This window comes from Nitrosomonas sp. JL21, from assembly GCF_009833095.1.
Classification (GTDB): Bacteria; Pseudomonadota; Gammaproteobacteria; order Burkholderiales; family Nitrosomonadaceae; genus Nitrosomonas.
This window is the reverse complement of sequence record NZ_QRCB01000030.1, coordinates 64,114-82,200: the sequence shown is the minus strand read 5'-3', so window position 1 is coordinate 82,200 and position 18,087 is coordinate 64,114. Positions and strand designations below refer to the sequence as shown.

Genomic DNA, 18,087 nt, shown 5'->3' with positions numbered 1-18,087 from the left:
GGCAATCATTTGCGAAAAAAATATTTGATAGTATGAAAGTAGAAAGCTAATTCCAGCTATTCACACAAATCGCATCGACAAATCCACCGCCTGAATATTTTTCGTCAATCCCCCGATCGAAATCCGATCGACGCCGGTTTCCGCCACCTGCCGTACATTCTCAAGCGTAATGTTGCCGGAAGCTTCGAGGATAATCCTCTGTCCTGCGTGCTGACGAGTCCAGGCAACAGCATCGCGCAGTTGAGCCAAGCTGAAATTATCCAGCAATACCATCGTAGCGCCGGCGGCGATGGCTTCTTGCAACTGCTGCACTGTTTCAACTTCGATTTGGATGAACACGTTCGGCGCGGCAATTTCGCGCGCATGAGTCAGTGCCGGTAAAATACCGCCGGCCGCGATGATGTGATTTTCCTTGATCAGAATGCCGTCATACAGGCCGACCCGGTGATTCATGCCACCGCCGCAGGTCACCGCGTATTTCTGCGCCAAGCGCAACCCAGGCAAGGTTTTTCGTGTATCCACAATCACGGTATTCGTGCCGGCAATCGCATCGACAAACTGCCGGGTTTGTGTCGCCACCGCGGACAATAATTGCAGGAAATTCAACCCGGAGCGCTCGGCGGTCAGCATGGCACGGGCCGGGCCGGTGATTTCGCATAGGATTTGGTTTACTTGCACGCGGTCAGCGTCTTTGAAAAACCATTCGATAGTGATTTCAGGCGCTAATGCTGTAAAACAGGCTTCGAACCATTGCGTGCCGCATAATACGGCATTTTCACGCGTGATTACCGTCGCTTTCAAGGTTCTATCGCTCGGAATCAGCAATGCAGTCAAATCACCGTTGCCGATATCTTCCCGCAAAGCGCGCTGTACATTGTCACGAATTTCATCGTGTAGATCGTGCACTTTTTTTATTTTATCCACCCTAGCTGCCCATGAAACCATGCATTATAGTGCACACAGGCTGTACACTTATGGAAGTTATGTTACATAACCGCGTAGTATAACGATTAGCCGCAACAGAATGGGAGAATGATGATGTCTGGCGCATTTGATCTGATTATTCATAGCATCGCCACGATGCTGAGCGTAATTGCCGTCGGTTTCGTCATTGTTTGGTTCATTCAGGATGTGACGCAGAAAAAACACTCGATTCTGCGGAATTATCCGGTCATAGGCCGGTTACGTTATTTTTTTGAGCTTCAGGGAAAATATTTCCGCCAATATTTTTTCGCCAACGATCGGGATGAAATGCCCTTCAACCGCGCCACGCGTGCGTGGATTTATAAAAACGCCAAGAATAAAGGCAGCCTGGTCGGCTTCGGTTCCACAAATGACCTGCGTCAACCGGGTTCGATTATCTTCGTGAACGCCGCATTTCCGATCCAGGAAGAAGACCAGCTTCCGACGCCTTCTCTTCACATCGGGCAAGGCTATTGCCAATTTCCTTTCGAGGCCAGATCGATCATCAACATCAGCGGAATGAGCTATGGCGCGATTTCCAAACCGGCCGTGCGAGCATTGTCGCTCGGAGCGGCGCAGGCAGGCTGCTGGCTGAATACCGGTGAAGGCGGATTGGCGCCCTACCACCTGGAAGGCGATTGTGATGTGATCATGCAAATCGGCACGGCCAAGTACGGTATACGCGATGAACTGGGCAATTTTTCGCCGCAGCGCGCCAAAGAACTCGGCAAGGTCGTCAAAGCTTTCGAAATCAAGCTTTCCCAGGGCGCAAAACCGGGCAAAGGCGGATTGTTGCCCGCCACTAAGGTAGGCCCGGAGATCGCCGCGATCCGCGGAATCCCAGTCCATATGGACTCGATCAGCCCGAACCGGCATAAGGATATCAATAACATTGATGAGCTACTCGACAAGATTCACGCGCTGCGCGAACTGACGGGTCGACCTGTCGGTATCAAAACGGCGATCGGCGGATGGAATTTCATCAATGAATTGTGCGACAGCATCAACCGCCGCGGACTGGACTATGCGCCGGATTTTCTGACCATCGATGGCGGCGAAGGCGGCAGCGGCGCAGCACCGCAGACTTTGATTGACCACGTCAGCTTGCCCATCGCGGAAGCTCTGCCGCGAGTGGTGGATTCATTGCTGCAATCCGGCCTGAAAAACCGAATCTATGTGATAGCCGCGGGAAAATTGGTCACTTCGGCTGAAGGCGCCTGGGCGCTTTGCGCAGGCGCAGACTTCGTAAACACTGCCCGGGGCTTCATGTTCTCATTGGGTTGCATACAGGCAATGCGCTGCCATCTCAATACCTGCCCCACCGGCATCACGACACACGATGAACGCTTGCAAAATGGCCTGGTGGTAGAAGAAAAATATCTGCGTGTTGCGAACTATGCCAGGAACGTCAACAAAGAAATCAATATGATAGCGCATTCCTGCGGCTTACAACATGCCCGGCAGTTCAAGAGAGAACATGTGCGCATTGTCGAAACAGCCGGGAAAAGTGTGGCGCTCAATATTCTGTATCCCTATCCAGAGCCTCCTCAGAAAAACATGAACTAGCGCGATTGACGATCTCATCGATCGCGCAGCAGCGAATCGCCCTTCAATCCTCACAGTCCTCGCGAAGCAAGCCCCAGGCGGATATTTTTGATTGAACGGGAATAAAGGGTAAAAACACACCTTAATTGAGCGTTAAGAATAAATCGGCTTTACCGATAATAGTGCGTCGATCTTTGACCTTTGATTAAATCCCGGCGTCATTACAAGTCATCCCAAATTTTAGCAACCCTCTGAGAATGCATAAATTCTTTACCAATTACGACGATCGTAAGATGATAACCATCAGCGGATTGACACTGACGGTTCTCATGGTACTGACGGGTTTTTCGGTCTATAAGATCATGCAATCCCGAATGGAGGCGCTGGTATTTTCAAATTTCCAGACTGATTTCGACCATACCGTCAAATTGATAGGCACGCACATTACCCATGCGATGGCGACCACTCAGGCCATCACGCGGCATATTGCTCTGACACAGAATCAGTTATCTACTTATCCAGATGCTTACAGCATTCCCGGCATTGCAGCTTCAAATTACACTATCGGAAACATGCCTGCGGAGCATTTGTCCGCAATACGTATGTACGATGCCAACGGCAAGCTATTGTTGAGTTCTGGAGCCGCTATCAAGCATTCCCATTATGTCGTTCAACTCGATACCGACCCTGGCATCGAGAGCTATCTAATCTGGAACGGGCAATTTATCTTGCGCAATAGTGCAATTATTCGAAATGCCGATCTACAAGAACTTGGCCGTATCGTCACCGAAGCGCCGTTGACTGTGCTCACTGGAATATTTTCAGACGCCGCGCAAATTGGGAAAACGGATGAATTTTCGTTGTGCGTTTCAACCTCGCAAGTCGTTTCCGAGATCGGTTGTTTTCAGCGGAATCTTGCTGGAATCCAGTTCAAGCATTGGGAACGTCGCCCCGATAACTCCATGCCCCTCCACTTCGCGATGGAAGCGCAACAAGGCATTCAACTTTTGACCGATGACCGGCAAAACACTGTAGTCGCAGTCCATGCACCGGTTTCCCATGGCATCGGTGTGGTGCTTAAGATGGATGAAAGCGAAATGCAAAACCATCTATCGAATCCCATTCCACTGATTTCGCTATTTCTGGTTGTATGGATAGTGTCTGGTATAGCCATCTTGCGCTGGCTGACTTCATTGTTTGCCACAAACGCCATTCATTCTCACGAAGCAACCAGCAGCCGGTTGAAACAATTGGCATTTGCTCAACAGCGAGAAGAAAAAATTTCTCCAGAATTTGAGTATGTCAATGCCATAGGCAAGCTCGCGGCAATCTTCATCGTCGACAGCAAGGGCGATATTGTGCAGGTCAACGATAAATTATGTGAAATCAGCGGCTATACCCGGGAAGAGCTGATCGGCAAAAATCACCGGATATTGTGCGCTCATCAGCGTTCTTGTTCCCTTCTGACTGACTTGCAAAAAAACTCGACCCAAAATGAGATGCGGCCTCAGGAAATCTGCAATCGCCATAAATCCGGAGAATTATATTGGGTAGAAACAATCACTATTCCCTGGAAAAATGTGCACGGAAAAATTGATTGTTATCTTTTTGCCAGTGTTGATATCGCAGCCCGCAAGCAAAAAGACCTCGGGGTGAACGAACGTCTCAAGGAAAATCACTGCCTGCAAATGATCCGTAACGCGATGAGACAGGAACTGAGTACCGAAGAACTTTGCCAGCTCATCGTGGAATCACTGATGCTGGCCATGCAATTTCCCGAATTGACCGTTGCCATCATCGAGCTTGGCAGCAAACAGATAGCGGCTGCCGGAAATACCGGAAATCATCCCAGCAAGATAAGCGCTAAAATTATCTCCAACGGAGAAACATGCGGTGTATTGGAAGTCGCATATCAACAGAATCTATCCTTTCTGCCGCAGGAGCAACATCTTGTCGATGCCATCGCGCATGATCTCGGCCGTTGGTATGAGCGCAAGGAGGCTGAACAACGCATTCTGCAAATGACGACGCACGATGCATTGACCGGTCTGCCCAATCGGCAATTGCTGCAGGACCGCATCGAACAGGCACTGGCGCAGGATTCACGCAATCCTAAAGTCATGGCGGTGCTGTTCATTAATTTGGATCATTTCAAAATGATTAATGACTCGCTCGGTCATGATATTGGCGACCTCCTGCTCAAAGCAGTGGCAGAACGGCTTCTGGCCTGCGTGCGTAACGAAGATACCGTCGCGCGCCAAGGCGGCGATGAATTCATCGTCGTGTTGAATTCAATAGCTGAATCTCTGGATGCCGCGAAAGTAGCGCAAAAAATTCTTGATGCATTAACTCGGCCCTACCCTATTCTTCACCATGAACTACATATTGGCGGCAGCATAGGTATCGCTGTATTTCCAAACGATGGCACAAATGCCGAGAACTTATTAAAGAACAGCGACGTAGCGATGTATCATGCAAAGGAAAACGGCCGCAACAATTATCAATTCTTTACCCATGAACTTAATAAATCGGCGCATGAACGTCACATGCTCAGCCTGGATCTTCGCCATGCCCTGGAACGCAACGAATTGGTTTTATTTTATCAACCGGTGATGGATATGCCTGAGAACCGGCTTCATAGCGTAGAAGCATTACTGCGCTGGCAGCATCCGCAGCAGCAATTGATTGCACCCGATAAGTTCATCGGCCTGGCTGAAGAAACCGGCCTGATCATTCCAATTGGCGAATGGGTGATCAAAACGGTCTGCCTGCAAATCAAGGCATGGAAAAGTCAGGGGTATTCGGTACCAAGAGTGGCCATTAACCTTTCAGGCAGGCAATTTCGTGATAAGTCATTGATCAAGAATATTTCTCGCATTCTGGAAGAAACTGGGACAGAAGCACGCTACATCACGTTGGAAATCACCGAAAGCATGCTCATCGACGACATTGAGAAAGTAGTTGAAACGTTGAAATGCTTGAGCGACATGGGCATTCATATCTCGATCGATGATTTTGGAACGGGCTATTCCAGTCTCAGCTACCTGAAACGTTTTCCAATTCATACCCTCAAGATAGATCGATCGTTCGTGCGGGATATCGTTACGGACAAAAATGATCACACCATTGTCGCCGCGATTATTGCAATGGCCCACAGCTTGGAAATCGAGGTTATCGCCGAAGGTATCGAAACAGCAGAGCAACTGCAGCTCCTGATGACTCATCATTGCAATCATTATCAAGGCTATTTCTTCAGTCGGCCAGTTCCGGTCACACAGATTAAAAGTATGCTTCAAAAATCAATAACTTCAGCAAGCAAAATTCACGCTATCCGATAAATCCGTTCATGCAGTAGCAAAATTTCTTCTCTTGAAATTTTGATATCATTCCCCACGTACGAGCCATTAACCTTTCCGGGGAGAACCTTTATGCGCTTTGACAAGCTCACGACCAAATTTCAACAAGCCTTATCCGATGCACAAAGCATTGCAGTCGGTCAGGATAATCCAACGATCGAGCCTCAGCACTTATTGCTCGCGCTCTTGCAGCAAGAAGATGGCAGCACCGTCTCTCTGCTGCAGCGCTCAGGTGTGAACACTACTCCGTTACTGGATAATCTCAAGCAACAGATACAGCGATTACCGAAAATCGAGCATTCGGGAGGAGAAGTCACGCTTTCCCGCGGTTTAAACAATCTGCTCAATTTGGCAGACAAGGAAGCCCAGAAACGCAATGATCAATTCATCGCATCGGAAATGTTTCTGTTGGCGGTGCTGCAAGACAAAGGCGAGATCGGCGCATTGTTGAAGCAATTTGGCGCCAACTACGCAGCACTGGAGCGCGCCATCAACACAGTGCGTGGCGGCGAACAGGTCAGCAGCGCCGAGGCTGAGGGCAGTCGGGAAGCACTGAAGAAATATACCCTCGATCTGACCGAGCGAGCGCGCCAAGGCAAACTGGATCCAGTCATCGGACGTGATGATGAAATTCGACGAGCGATCCAAGTGCTGCAACGCCGTACCAAGAATAATCCTGTGCTGATCGGTGAGCCAGGCGTAGGCAAGACTGCCATCGTCGAAGGGCTGGCGCAGCGCATCATTAATGGAGAAGTACCCGAAAGCCTGAAAGATAAGCGCGTGCTGGTATTGGACATGGCTGCACTGTTAGCGGGTGCGAAATACCGTGGTGAATTTGAGGAGCGCCTCAAATCGGTGCTGAAAGAACTTGCGCAGGACGAAGGAAAGACCATTGTCTTCATCGATGAATTGCATACGATGGTCGGCGCCGGCAAAGCCGAGGGCGCCATGGATGCGGGCAATATGCTCAAACCAGCGCTGGCGCGTGGTGAATTGCACTGTGTCGGCGCAACCACGCTGGATGAATACCGTAAATATATCGAGAAAGACGCCGCGCTGGAACGCCGCTTCCAGAAAGTACTGGTAGAAGAACCTTCGGTAGAAGCCACCATCGCGATTCTTCGTGGCCTGCAAGAAAAATATGAGCTGCATCATGGCGTGGATATCACCGACCCTGCAATCGTGGCAGCAGCGGAATTATCCAATCGCTACATCACGGATCGTTTCCTGCCGGATAAAGCGATCGATCTGATCGACGAAGCCGCGGCCCGCATCAAGATGGAAATCGATTCCAAACCTGAAGCACTGGACAAATTGGATCGGCGCTTGATTCAATTGAAAATCGAGCGCGAAGCAATCAAAAAAGAAAAGGACGAAGCTTCCCAAAAGCGTCTGCAATTGCTCGAAGATGAAATCAAACAGAAAGAACGCGAATATGCCGATTTAGAGGAAATCTGGAAGACCGAGAAATTCCAAGTGCAAGGCTCCCAGCACATCAAGGAAGAAATGGAAAAGCTCAAATTGGAAATCGAAGCCGCAACCCGCAAAGGAGACTGGCAAAAGGTTTCTGAATTGCAATATGGCCGGTTGCCGCAATTGGAGGCGCAACTGCAATCCCAGTTGAACGATCAAAAATCCCAAGGCAGTAGCTCAAAGACTGCGAATGCGCCTAAATTGTTGCGCACGCAAGTGGGCGCAGAAGAAATTGCTGAAGTTGTTTCCCGCGCCACGGGCATTCCCGTCGCTAAGATGATGCAGGGCGAGCGTGAGAAGCTGCTGCTGATGGAACAAAAACTGCATCAGCGCGTCGTCGGTCAAGATGAAGCCGTCAAATTGGTCTCCGACGCCATTCGGCGCTCACGTGCCGGACTGGCCGATCCGAACCGTCCGTACGGTTCTTTCTTGTTCCTGGGACCGACTGGCGTCGGAAAAACCGAGTTGTGCAAAGCGCTGGCCGGCTTTTTGTTTGATTCGGAAGATCACTTGATACGCGTCGATATGTCCGAATTCATGGAGAAACATTCGGTCGCGCGCCTGATCGGCGCGCCTCCGGGCTATGTCGGTTATGAAGAAGGCGGATACTTGACGGAACTCGTGCGCCGAAAACCCTATGCCGTGATATTGCTCGATGAGGTCGAGAAAGCGCATCCCGATGTATTCAATGTCTTGCTCCAAGTTCTGGATGACGGCCGCATGACGGATGGTCAGGGGCGTACCGTGGATTTCAAGAATACCGTCATCGTAATGACATCGAATCTCGGTTCGCAAATGATCCAGGATATGGCAGGCAGTCCGTATTCAGCCATCAAGGAAGCCGTGATGAGCGAAGTGAAAATGCACTTCCGCCCGGAGTTCATCAATCGTATCGACGAGGTGGTTGTGTTTCACGCTTTGGATGCCAAACATATTCAATCGATCGCCAAAATCCAGTTGCATTATCTGGAAACGAGATTGGCAAAACTGGACATGAAGCTCGAAGTCAGCGACGCAGCCCTGGCCGCCATTTCTCAAGCTGGATTTGATCCAGTGTTTGGCGCCCGCCCACTTAAACGCGCGATTCAGGCTCAAATTGAGAATCCATTGGCGAAAGAAATTCTGGAGGGCAGATTTGTGGCGAAGGATACCATTACAGTCGACTATAGCGACGGTGCCATTCATTTTTCCAAGTGAAGGAAGAGCCTAGTGGGGAGTGCGTTCAAAAGACCGCTGTTCGGGCCGCAGGCATAAAAAATAGCAGAATTGCCGGAGAATATGCTTAAGCCATAAAAGATTCGGGTAAAATGTGCTTTTTTATTGGATAGATTGCTATGTTTAAAGGTAGCTTAGTGGCTATCGTGACGCCGATGCATGAAGATGGCGAATTGGATCTGGAACGATTCCGCTCTCTTCTTGATTTTCACATCGCCGAGGGTACCGATGGCGTTGTAGTAGTTGGCACAACCGGTGAATCTCCAACCGTTGATTTCGATGAGCATCATCTGCTCATGCGGACGGCGGTTGATCACGTGGCCGGACGCATACCGGTCATTGCCGGAACGGGCGCCAATTCGACACGCGAAGCGATTGATTTATCGATTTTTGCGAAAAATTCGGGGGTCGATGCCTGTCTCTCTGTCGCGCCCTACTACAACAAGCCTACCCAAGAAGGGTTATACCAGCATTTCAAAGCCATTGCCGAAGCCGTCGACATCCCACACATTCTTTATAATGTTCCGGGCAGAACGGTTTCTGATATTCATAACGATACCGCATTGCGTTTGGCTAAGATTCCCAACATCGTCGGCATCAAAGATGCCACCGGCGATATTGGACGAGGTTCCGATCTGCTACTGCGCGCCCCGACAGATTTCTCGATTTATAGCGGCGACGACATCAGTTCGCTGGCGCTGTTATTGCTCGGAGGACATGGCGTTATCTCAGTCACGGCGAATGTCGCGCCTAAGCTGATGCATGATCTGTGCATTGCTGCCAAGGCGGGAGATCTCGATACTGCACGGGCGCTCAATAACAAACTGTTAGGTTTGCATAACGATCTGTTCGTAGAAGCCAATCCGATTCCCGTCAAATGGGCAGTGGCGCGCATGGGCTTGATCGGGCATGGAATCCGTTTACCGCTCACACCGTTATCCGAACAGTATCACTCGCTTATTCTCGAAGCGATGCAATCCGCAAATATACCCGTCTCGAAGGAGTAAGATGTCAACAATGCACTGGCGAAAAGCGACCTTGTCGTCTCTAGTATTGATGCTTTCCTTGACAAACACCGGCTGCGGTACATTCCAGCTCTTTCCTGAAACCAAAACGATCGATTATAAATCCGCTGGAAAACTGCCGCCGCTAGAAATCCCCCCCGATCTCGTTCAACCTGCCATTGATGAGCGCTATGCGATCCCTGAGGGCGGTTCGGGAACTGCCACGTTTTCGAGCTACAGTAACGAACGGGGAAATCCATCCAAAACGACTAATACTGCTTTCTTGCCGTCATCCGTACAGAATGTTCATATCGAACGGGCAGGCACGCAGCGTTGGCTGGTTGTGCCGCAATCTCCTGAGGTACTCTGGCCCATCATCAAGGAATTCTGGCAAGAGCTTGGTTTTTTGATCAAAACAGAAGTCCCTGAAGCCGGCATCATGGAAACGGATTGGGCTGAAAACCGCGCCACGATTCCACACGATCTTATCAGAACATTCTTGTCCACTTTTTTGGATAGTATCTACTCAACCGCTGAACGGGATAAATTTCGAACCCGGCTTGAGCGGAACGAGAATGGCAGCACTGAGATATATATCAGTCATCGCGGCATGAGCGAAGTGCTCGAAGGAGGCAGTCTCAACCGCACCATTTGGCAACCGAAGCCAGCCGATCCAAATCTGGAAGCAGAGATGCTGTCCCGCCTGATGATGCGTTTCGGAGTCGAAGAAGAAAAAGCCAAATTGGAATTGACCACCGGGCAAAGCACTACGCAAGAGCGGGCCTATATCGAGACGGGAACCGGAAATGCGCTGGTCATCAATGAAGCATTTGATCGATCATGGCGACGGGTTGGCTTGGCGCTGGACCGGATCGGTTTTACTGTTGAGGATCGAAATCGCGCAGAAGGGATTTATTTCGTGCGATATCTCAATCCCGACAAGGACATCAAGAAAAAAGGGGATGATGAAGGCATTTTGTCGGGACTCATGTTTTGGCGCAGCGATGATGCAAACGAGAAGGCCGCCAAATATCGCATTCAAATCAATAATACTGGCACCAATACCAGCAGGGTCACGCTGTCCAATGAGGATGGATCGGCTGTCAGTTCAGCCACCGCCAGCCGCATACTTACCTTGTTGCATGAGCAGCTCAAATAACATCCAGTTACACCTTAAAAAAAGAAAACCGCCCTTCCGGCGGTTTTCTTTTTTCCCCTCAACGGGAATTTCTAATTCTTAGTGTCCGGGCTTGCTGGATCCGCCATAGGGACGAGGATCAGCACCTTCTTTCAAACAATTGCCATTGCCGTCAAGACCATGAGGACATTCAACTTGTCCGCCGCTCATGAGTTTTTCGTAATTTGCTTTCTCGGTTTCAGGTAGAGCTTGATTTGGTTTTCCACATGCAGACAATGCCATAGCCAATAAGGAGGCAGCCAGAAGAGTATATTTCATTATCTAATTTTCCTTATAAAAGTTCTTTTAACTTACTTAGGGGGAAGCAGTATATAACGAACCCAACCGATCGTTCAAGCAAGTTTTTGGGCCAATTTTGTCAATAAAATTTTCAACACGCGTGCCACCCAGACTCAAAAAAATCATCATCAAAACGCATAACTCCATAACGAAGCGTCGAATTCATGACACATGTTGTTTGTGAAAAAGTTCCGTTAATGCGCGAGTTACTCCCGCTTGCCAAGCCGGCAGCTTCAACTGAAACTGATCTTCAAGTTTATGAGTAGCCAGGCGCGAATTCAAAGGGCGCATGGCCGGCAAAGGAAACTGAGTGCTGGGTATGGGCAGCACTGCTTCGGATTGCACCGTCAATGGAAAATTCACACTCCGCGCATGAGCCAGGATGAATTGCGCATACTCAAACCAGGATGTATAGCCTTGGGCCACTAAATGAAAAAGACCGGAAGCTTCGGGCTGATAGCGCAACGAATGCAATGCCTGCGCGGTGATATCCGCAATCAATTCCGATCCGGTGGGCGACCCGATTTGATCATCGACAATTGTCAACCTGTCGCGTTGCTGCGCCAGGCGCAGTATCGTCTTGATAAAATTATTGCCGTAGATCGAGTACACCCAACTAGTACGAAAAATAAAATAAGAGCAGCCGGAAGCAATGATATTCTTTTCGCCCTGAAGCTTGGTTTTTCCGTACACATTCAGTGGTTGAGCAGCATCTATCTCCCGATAAGGCTCACTACCGTCACCACTAAACACATAATCTGTCGAGTAATGCACCAATGTTGCATTTGATCGCCGCGCTTCCTCGGCCAGCACTCCGGGTGCTTCTGAATTGACGATCTGCGCCAATTCATACTCTTGCTCGGCTTTGTCGACAGCAGTATACGCTGCGGCATTCACGATGATATTCGGCGAAATTTGCCGTATGGTTTGTGCAATACCCGCCAAATTGGTCAAATCGCCACAGAAGGCCTGATCCGAAGCGCTGATTGCGATCAATTCTCCCAGCGGCGCCAGGCTTCGTTGCAATTCCCAACCCACTTGACCATTTTTACCGAAAAGCACAATTTTCATGACCGCGCGCCCGCATAGTTTTTTTCGATCCATTCCCGGTATGCACCCGTTTGTACATCGGCGATCCACGATGGATGCTGCAGATACCATTGAATGGTCTTACGTATGCCGGAATCGAAAGTCTCAGCAGGTTTCCAATTGAGCTCGCGCTCAATTTTCGAGGCATCGATGGCATAGCGACGATCATGACCTGGCCGATCCGTGACGTAGGTAATCAACTGCTGAAAAGAGGATTCGGGGTAGGATTCATGCAATAAATCACAAATCTTTTGAATGATCTCGATATTCGGTTTCTCGTTCCAACCGCCGATATTATAGACTTCGCCTATCCTCCCCGCTTCCAACACGCGGCAAATGGCATCGCAATGATCGATCACGTATAACCAATCCCGAATTTGCTGGCCATCGCCATATACCGGCAGCGGTTTTCCCGCCAACGCATTAACGATCATCAATGGGATCAGTTTTTCGGGAAACTGGTACGGCCCATAATTATTTGAACAATTGGTAGTCAAAACCGGCAAGCCATAGGTGTGATGATAAGCGCGCACCAAATGATCGCTGGAAGCCTTGCTGGCTGAATAAGGACTATTAGGTTGATAGCGATGCTCTTCGGTGAACGCCGCCTCATCCCGAGATAATGAGCCATACACTTCGTCGGTCGAAACATGCAGAAAACGAAAATTCTGTTTCGCAGAAGCATTCAATTCATCCCAGTATCCTCGGACGACTTCCAATAACCGGAACGTGCCGAGTATATTGGTTTGGATGAAATCTCCCGGCCCATGAATCGACCGATCAACGTGACTCTCCGCAGCAAAATTGATGATTGCCCGGGGTTGATGCTGCTTCAACAAACTTGAGACCAGATTCGCATCTCCAATGTCTCCCTGGACAAACTGATGCCGGTGATCTCCTTGCAGAGAAATCAGATTCTTCAAGTTACCCGCATAGGTTAATTTATCCAGATTCACGATGGGTTCGTCCGATTGGACCAACCAATTCATAACAAAATTACTCCCGATAAATCCCGCACCGCCTGTCACTAGAATCATTGAGCTGCCTCAAAAAATAAAAAAATCATATGCTCCATACCCACCACTATCCTCAAGATTGCCTGACCTTCACGATGATGAATTCCAGACAGGTAATATTCCCAGCTCCCCTGATTCTGCTTGAAACTCACAGTCAATGCCGATGCCCGGCACCCAAACGAGTCGTTCATCACAAAACAGCAAAGGCATCCGCATGCGCTCCCAGGGCGGAATCGACGCTTCCTGCAGCAGATTCTTCAGACTTCGGCGCGGGCGGTTACAAGCCGGCATGAATCGTTCCCCCCCCTTGCGCAGACGAATGCCGATCGTTTTACCGAGTATTTTCCGCGGGCTTATGCCTAGCCCCTTGGATTCGATGAAACGAATGGCGCCCTGGGTATGTTGAACATCCGGTAATGCCTCGCCATGCCACAGACGGCGAAATTCCGTGAACTCTGCTGCACCTTTTGGGCGCGACAAGATATAAATAGCACCTTGGTAGCTGCGAATCTCTGTGTTGCCAAAGCTCACATGAAATTGGTGATCAGGCGATAATGCCTGAAGCTGCTTCAGAATTTCATTGAGTCGTGCCGTGCTTGGCAGATCCGCGCCATGCGATAACAGAGTATAGCGCAACAGATTCTTGGCCCGAGGCAAACTGAATGCACGCAACCTTTCTATATGCAATTTACCCGCGACCAAGCAATAATCCCGATCGATCTGCGCCAGTTCGTCCAGAAGCTCATTGGCTTCTGAAAAATGACGGCTGCTACGCAGCAATATCTCAGGATAGCGCGGATACCGCTTGCGAATGACCGGAAGCACATCGTGGCGCAAGAAATTTCGATTAAAGGTCGTATCGTCATTACTTTCATCCGTGATCCACGTTAATTCGTTTTGCCGCGCATACGTTTCAATACTGCTACGCGAGACTTCCAGCAACGGGCGAAGGATTTTTGGTGAATTGTGACCCTGCTGATTCCGAACCTCCGGCATTGCGCTAAGACCCTTGATACCGGCGCCGCGGAATAATTGCAGCAACATTGTTTCAGCCTGATCATCGAGATGCTGAGCCAGCACGACAAAATCGGCCTGCAAATAACCGAAAACCCGATAGCGTTGCTCGCGTGCACTGGCTTCCAGACTGAGGCCGATACCTTTTTTTACGTGCACGTACGCCACATGGATCGGAATTTGATAGGTATGGCACAGGTCACAGCAGAACCTGCTCCAATGACTGGCATTATCGCTGATGCCATGATTGACATGCACGGCAGTGAGCATGAAATGCATTTCTTTGGATAGCTCGGCAAGCACGTGCAGCAACACTACGGAATCAACGCCGCCACTCAATGCAATCGCCAGCCGGTTACCAGGGTAGATATGCTGCAGCAACACCGCTTTCGTATCACATACGGGACTATTCGACTTTGACTTCCTTGTAAGAACCATACGCCATGAGCCGCTGAAGCCGTTTTTCCAGAAGTGTCTCGATCGAATGCTCTTGTTGAAGTTTACGCAGCGAATCGTGCAACACCGTTCTCACCGATTGCATGATGGCCGGATAATCACGATGAGCTCCACCGATAGGTTCAGCAACGATGCTATCAACGAGGTTCATCGCCTTCAGGCGGTCTGCGGTGATACCCATGATTTCTGCCGCTTCGGGTGCTTTCTCGGCACTTTTCCATAAAATTGAAGCACAACCTTCCGGCGATATAACAGAATAAGTGGCATATTGCAGCATATGGATGACATCTCCCACCGCCACAGCCAATGCACCACCCGACCCTCCTTCTCCAATAATGACGCAGATGACCGGAACTCTTAATTCCGCCAAGACATAGAGATTTCTGCCGATCGCTTCGGATTGTCCTCGCTCTTCTGCATCAATGCCGGGGTAAGCGCCCGGGGTATCAATGAATGTTATGAGAGGAATGGAAAATTTCTCAGCCAGACGCATTAAACGCAGCGCCTTACGGTATCCTTCGGGTTTGGGCATGCCAAAGTTCCGGTAAATCTTTTCACGGGTATCTCTTCCTTTCTGATGCCCAATCACCATCACGGTTTGACCATTGAAACGTGCCAATCCTCCAACAATCGCGTGGTCATCGGCAAAATTCCGGTCACCATGCAATTCTTCAAAATCAGTAAATAAATGATCGATATAGTCGAGGGTATAAGGCCGCTGAGGATGCCGAGCAACTTGTGAAATTTGCCACGGCGTCAGCTTCGAATAGACATTTTTGGTCAACGACAGGCTTTTTGATTGTAAGCGCGCAATCTCAGCGGAAATATCCAGCGCAGAATCATCTTGTGCAAAACGCAATTCTTCAATTTTGGACTCAAATTCTGCAATGTTTTGCTCAAATTCCAAAAAGGTGATTTTCATGTGGGTTAAGATACCATCTTAAAAGCGTGATGATACAGGATTTATAGATCATCCTGCACAACAGCATCATTCAAGATTACACCGATCTTTTAATAAATTTTTTCCTTTATTCCTGGCCTCATTTCGCTAATAAATTTCAAATATCAGCAACTACTTATGACCAATCCGCGATGAAAAGACGCATTTTCCTTCAATACATGGGTATCGTTTCCTGGTGCTCTACCAGTTCACTCTTGCAGGGACAGGTCGTCACTCATGACCTCCACAGCAGGGTGTTTGATCCCCTCACCAAACCGAAGACAGAATGGCGGATCTTGGTCTCGCCCGAAGCTTATCGCGTGTTATTTGAAGAAGAAACTGAAGAACCTGGCAGCAGCAAGCTCAATCACGAACAACGAGATGGCACCTATGTGTGCGCAGCATGCCATTTACCATTGTTTGAAAGTCGGCATAAGTATGACAGCGGCACTGGATGGCCCAGTTTTACTCAACCGATTACAGGGTGCGTCGAAACCAAACAGGATTTCACCCTCATTTTCCTTCGTATCGAATACCATTGCATACGCTGCGGAGGACATCAAGGCCATGTTTTCAACGATGGCCCGCCACCTAGGGGCGAGCGCTGGTGCAACAATGGCATAGCTCTGAAATTCATTCCTATTGCTGATCGATTGCCTAATCTCAGACAATGATACGCAATCGGTTCTCAAGCTCATTATTGCAGACAGCTCCGATAGCGCCATCCTTTCACATTAAAACTATTAGATATTTATGATTGATCAGCCTCATGCTCTCTCCCTGGCAGGAATAACGCCCAAGGATTTTCTGCGCACTTACTGGCAAAAGCAACCATTACTGATTCGACAAGCATTCCCGAATTTTACTGGCCTACTATCACCCGGCGAGTTGATAGAATTGGCTTGCCAGGAAGACGCTCAGTCTCGCCTTGTGATCCAGAGAAATAAAAAATGGCATCTCAAACACGGGCCTTTCAGACAGGCTGAATTGGCGCGATTACCGCAGAAAAATTGGACTTTATTGGTCCAGGACATTAACCATTTCCTCTCATCCGCCCGAGATCTGTTAACCCAATTCCGCTTCATCCCACATGCGCGATTAGATGATGTAATGGTGAGCTACGCCCCTATCGGCGGTGGGGTTGGGCCGCATTTCGATTCGTATGATGTCTTTCTATTGCAAGGAATGGGATCGCGGCGCTGGCAAATATCTTCGCAACAAGATCAACAAATCATTGCTGACGCGCCATTAAAAATTCTACTGAATTTCCAACCAGAGCAGGAATGGATATTAGAACCTGGCGATATGCTGTACTTACCTCCCCGATATGCTCATAACGGTATCGCTGAGGAAGGGGACTGCATGACTTATTCCATTGGTTTTCGCGCACCCAGTCATCAAGAGCTCATTACGCAATTCTTGGTTTATCTGCAAGATCATCTCGAAATCGAAGAGGGATGGTATTCTGATCCTGATCTTCAATTGCAGTCACATCCATCATTGATCAGTCAAGCACTCCACACGAAAGTCAGCGCCATTTTAGAAAAATTAAAATGGAATCATGAGGATATTGAAAATTTCCTTGGAGTTTATCTTTCCGAACCCAAATCTCATGTGTTCTTTGACCAACCCAGTCATCCACTGCCAGAAGTTATTTTTTTGCAGCAAGCAAAAGAAAATGGCATACAACTTAACTTAAAAAGCAGACTACTGAGTGGCAATCGTACGCTGTATATCAATGGCGAAAGCTACGAAGTTAATCCAATTTGCTATAAAGAGCTCGTCAAGCTCGCAGACGATCACGAGCTTCCTGTTTTTTTTGATATGTGCGAGGAATCAAAAAGAATACTTTACAATTGGTATGTTAGTGGATATCTCAACATTAAAATGACTTCTAAATAGTTTTAAAAAAACAATTTTTTTGTTTTTTCCTGGACAGCATACGCATATTCTGGTATTAAGAGTGTGGTCTTTCTATTTTTTGAATGGGCCATAAGTTTATTAACATAATTTAGTTTCATTAAAACTTTTTTAAATCGTTAAAGGAGATAAAAATGAAATACTCGATCATACTGGCTGCTCTTTTAGCAGCCTTTCTTACCGGATGTGGTGAACCCAAACCTGGCCAATACCCACCCAGTTTTATGGATGAACGTGATAGCTCACCAAAATAATGATAAATCTACTTAAGAACGTCATAACCTATCAATTAGGAAACAGCCGCCCTTGATGGACGGCTGTTTATATTAATACCTTTCAATTCCATTACATACCTTCAATATCAAGTAGATGAAAGTATGTACCTCAGAAAAATTTAATTATTTATCTCAAGTCTGTATAATCAAAGGCACTCTAAGAGCTTTTAAGGGCGATGATCAAGTATTAACCACCTGAAACAGAGGAGATTAAATGTTAAAAATTTCAATTATGTTAGCGGCTCTCGCGATGTTAGGATTAAGCGCATGCGAAGGAAAGAAAAGTCTAGACGGCTATCCGATGGACAAACCACCTCCCTCTGCATACGGACCAAGAGATTCTG

At 48.4% G+C, this 18,087-nt stretch carries 13 protein-coding genes; 7 read left to right on the top strand and 6 right to left on the bottom strand.

Features of this window, described 5'->3' with window-relative positions:
• Positions 1-60: 60 nt before the first annotated feature.
• A complete protein-coding gene (gene nadC / locus ABF87_RS10395) occupies positions 61-924 on the bottom strand; it encodes a carboxylating nicotinate-nucleotide diphosphorylase (protein ID WP_345789903.1) in 864 nt (287 codons plus the stop codon).
• A gap of 114 nt (positions 925-1,038) precedes the next feature.
• On the opposite strand from nadC, the gene ABF87_RS10390 reads away from it, so the two are divergent.
• The 5 genes from ABF87_RS10390 to bamC all read left to right on the top strand — a co-directional run bounded on the left by ABF87_RS10390 (position 1,039) and on the right by bamC (position 10,715).
• The gene (locus tag ABF87_RS10390; protein ID WP_160829069.1) at positions 1,039-2,529 is read left to right on the top strand and encodes an FMN-binding glutamate synthase family protein; all 1,491 of its coding nucleotides are present in this window, start codon (positions 1,039-1,041) and stop codon (positions 2,527-2,529) included.
• A 236-nt stretch (positions 2,530-2,765) separates the two neighbouring features.
• Positions 2,766-5,846 carry a GGDEF and EAL domain-containing protein gene (locus ABF87_RS10385; RefSeq protein ID WP_160829054.1) on the top strand — a complete coding sequence of 1,027 codons (3,081 nt, stop codon included), beginning with the start codon at positions 2,766-2,768 and terminating at the stop codon, positions 5,844-5,846.
• Between the two features lie 90 nt (positions 5,847-5,936).
• Complete coding sequence (gene clpB / locus ABF87_RS10380; protein WP_160829053.1) at positions 5,937-8,534, top strand: ATP-dependent chaperone ClpB; 2,598 nt, start codon at positions 5,937-5,939, stop codon at positions 8,532-8,534.
• A 137-nt stretch (positions 8,535-8,671) separates the two neighbouring features.
• The gene (gene dapA / locus ABF87_RS10375) at positions 8,672-9,559 is read left to right on the top strand and encodes a 4-hydroxy-tetrahydrodipicolinate synthase (RefSeq protein WP_160829052.1); all 888 of its coding nucleotides are present in this window, start codon (positions 8,672-8,674) and stop codon (positions 9,557-9,559) included.
• Between the two features lies 1 nt (position 9,560).
• A complete protein-coding gene (bamC, locus tag ABF87_RS10370; RefSeq protein WP_160829051.1) occupies positions 9,561-10,715 on the top strand; it encodes an outer membrane protein assembly factor BamC in 1,155 nt (384 codons plus the stop codon).
• A gap of 78 nt (positions 10,716-10,793) precedes the next feature.
• Here the strand turns inward: bamC and ABF87_RS10365 are convergent, their stop codons facing one another.
• From ABF87_RS10365 to ABF87_RS10345, 5 genes are all read right to left on the bottom strand, one after another.
• Complete coding sequence (locus tag ABF87_RS10365; protein ID WP_160829050.1) at positions 10,794-11,012, bottom strand: hypothetical protein; 219 nt, start codon at positions 11,010-11,012, stop codon at positions 10,794-10,796.
• A 183-nt stretch (positions 11,013-11,195) separates the two neighbouring features.
• Entirely contained in the window at positions 11,196-12,104 is a 909-nt protein-coding gene (gene rfbD, locus ABF87_RS10360) for a dTDP-4-dehydrorhamnose reductase (protein ID WP_240143630.1), read from the bottom strand.
• Complete coding sequence (gene rfbB / locus ABF87_RS10355) at positions 12,101-13,159, bottom strand: dTDP-glucose 4,6-dehydratase (RefSeq protein WP_160829048.1); 1,059 nt, start codon at positions 13,157-13,159, stop codon at positions 12,101-12,103. The genes rfbD and rfbB overlap by 4 nt, the downstream gene beginning before the upstream one ends.
• Positions 13,160-13,228: 69 nt before the next feature.
• The gene (tilS, locus tag ABF87_RS10350) at positions 13,229-14,536 is read right to left on the bottom strand and encodes a tRNA lysidine(34) synthetase TilS (protein WP_345789902.1); all 1,308 of its coding nucleotides are present in this window, start codon (positions 14,534-14,536) and stop codon (positions 13,229-13,231) included.
• Positions 14,537-14,558: 22 nt separating this feature from the next.
• On the bottom strand, positions 14,559-15,530 hold the full coding sequence (locus tag ABF87_RS10345) for an acetyl-CoA carboxylase carboxyltransferase subunit alpha (RefSeq protein ID WP_160829046.1): 972 nt from the start codon (positions 15,528-15,530) through the stop codon (positions 14,559-14,561).
• A 170-nt stretch (positions 15,531-15,700) separates the two neighbouring features.
• Between ABF87_RS10345 and msrB the strand changes: the two genes are divergently transcribed.
• Positions 15,701-16,222 carry a peptide-methionine (R)-S-oxide reductase MsrB gene (msrB, locus tag ABF87_RS10340; RefSeq protein WP_160829045.1) on the top strand — a complete coding sequence of 174 codons (522 nt, stop codon included), beginning with the start codon at positions 15,701-15,703 and terminating at the stop codon, positions 16,220-16,222.
• Between the two features lie 79 nt (positions 16,223-16,301).
• Positions 16,302-17,450: a cupin domain-containing protein gene (locus ABF87_RS10335; RefSeq protein ID WP_160829044.1), complete on the top strand. Its 1,149-nt coding sequence runs from the start codon at positions 16,302-16,304 to the stop codon at positions 17,448-17,450.
• Positions 17,451-18,087 lie beyond the last annotated feature (637 nt).

Coding starts and splice junctions, on each gene's coding strand:
- bamC (WP_160829051.1), top strand. CDS start 9,561: ATGTCAACAATGCACTGGCGAAAAGCGACCTTGTCGTCTCTAGTATTG.
- ABF87_RS10385 (WP_160829054.1), top strand. CDS start 2,766: ATGCATAAATTCTTTACCAATTACGACGATCGTAAGATGATAACCATC.
- ABF87_RS10335 (WP_160829044.1), top strand. CDS start 16,302: ATGATTGATCAGCCTCATGCTCTCTCCCTGGCAGGAATAACGCCCAAG.
- ABF87_RS10390 (WP_160829069.1), top strand. CDS start 1,039: ATGTCTGGCGCATTTGATCTGATTATTCATAGCATCGCCACGATGCTG.
- rfbB (WP_160829048.1), bottom strand. CDS start 13,159: ATGATTCTAGTGACAGGCGGTGCGGGATTTATCGGGAGTAATTTTGTT.
- rfbD (WP_240143630.1), bottom strand. CDS start 12,104: ATGAAAATTGTGCTTTTCGGTAAAAATGGTCAAGTGGGTTGGGAATTG.
- msrB (WP_160829045.1), top strand. CDS start 15,701: ATGAAAAGACGCATTTTCCTTCAATACATGGGTATCGTTTCCTGGTGC.
- dapA (WP_160829052.1), top strand. CDS start 8,672: ATGTTTAAAGGTAGCTTAGTGGCTATCGTGACGCCGATGCATGAAGAT.
- clpB (WP_160829053.1), top strand. CDS start 5,937: ATGCGCTTTGACAAGCTCACGACCAAATTTCAACAAGCCTTATCCGAT.
- ABF87_RS10365 (WP_160829050.1), bottom strand. CDS start 11,012: ATGAAATATACTCTTCTGGCTGCCTCCTTATTGGCTATGGCATTGTCT.
- ABF87_RS10345 (WP_160829046.1), bottom strand. CDS start 15,530: ATGAAAATCACCTTTTTGGAATTTGAGCAAAACATTGCAGAATTTGAG.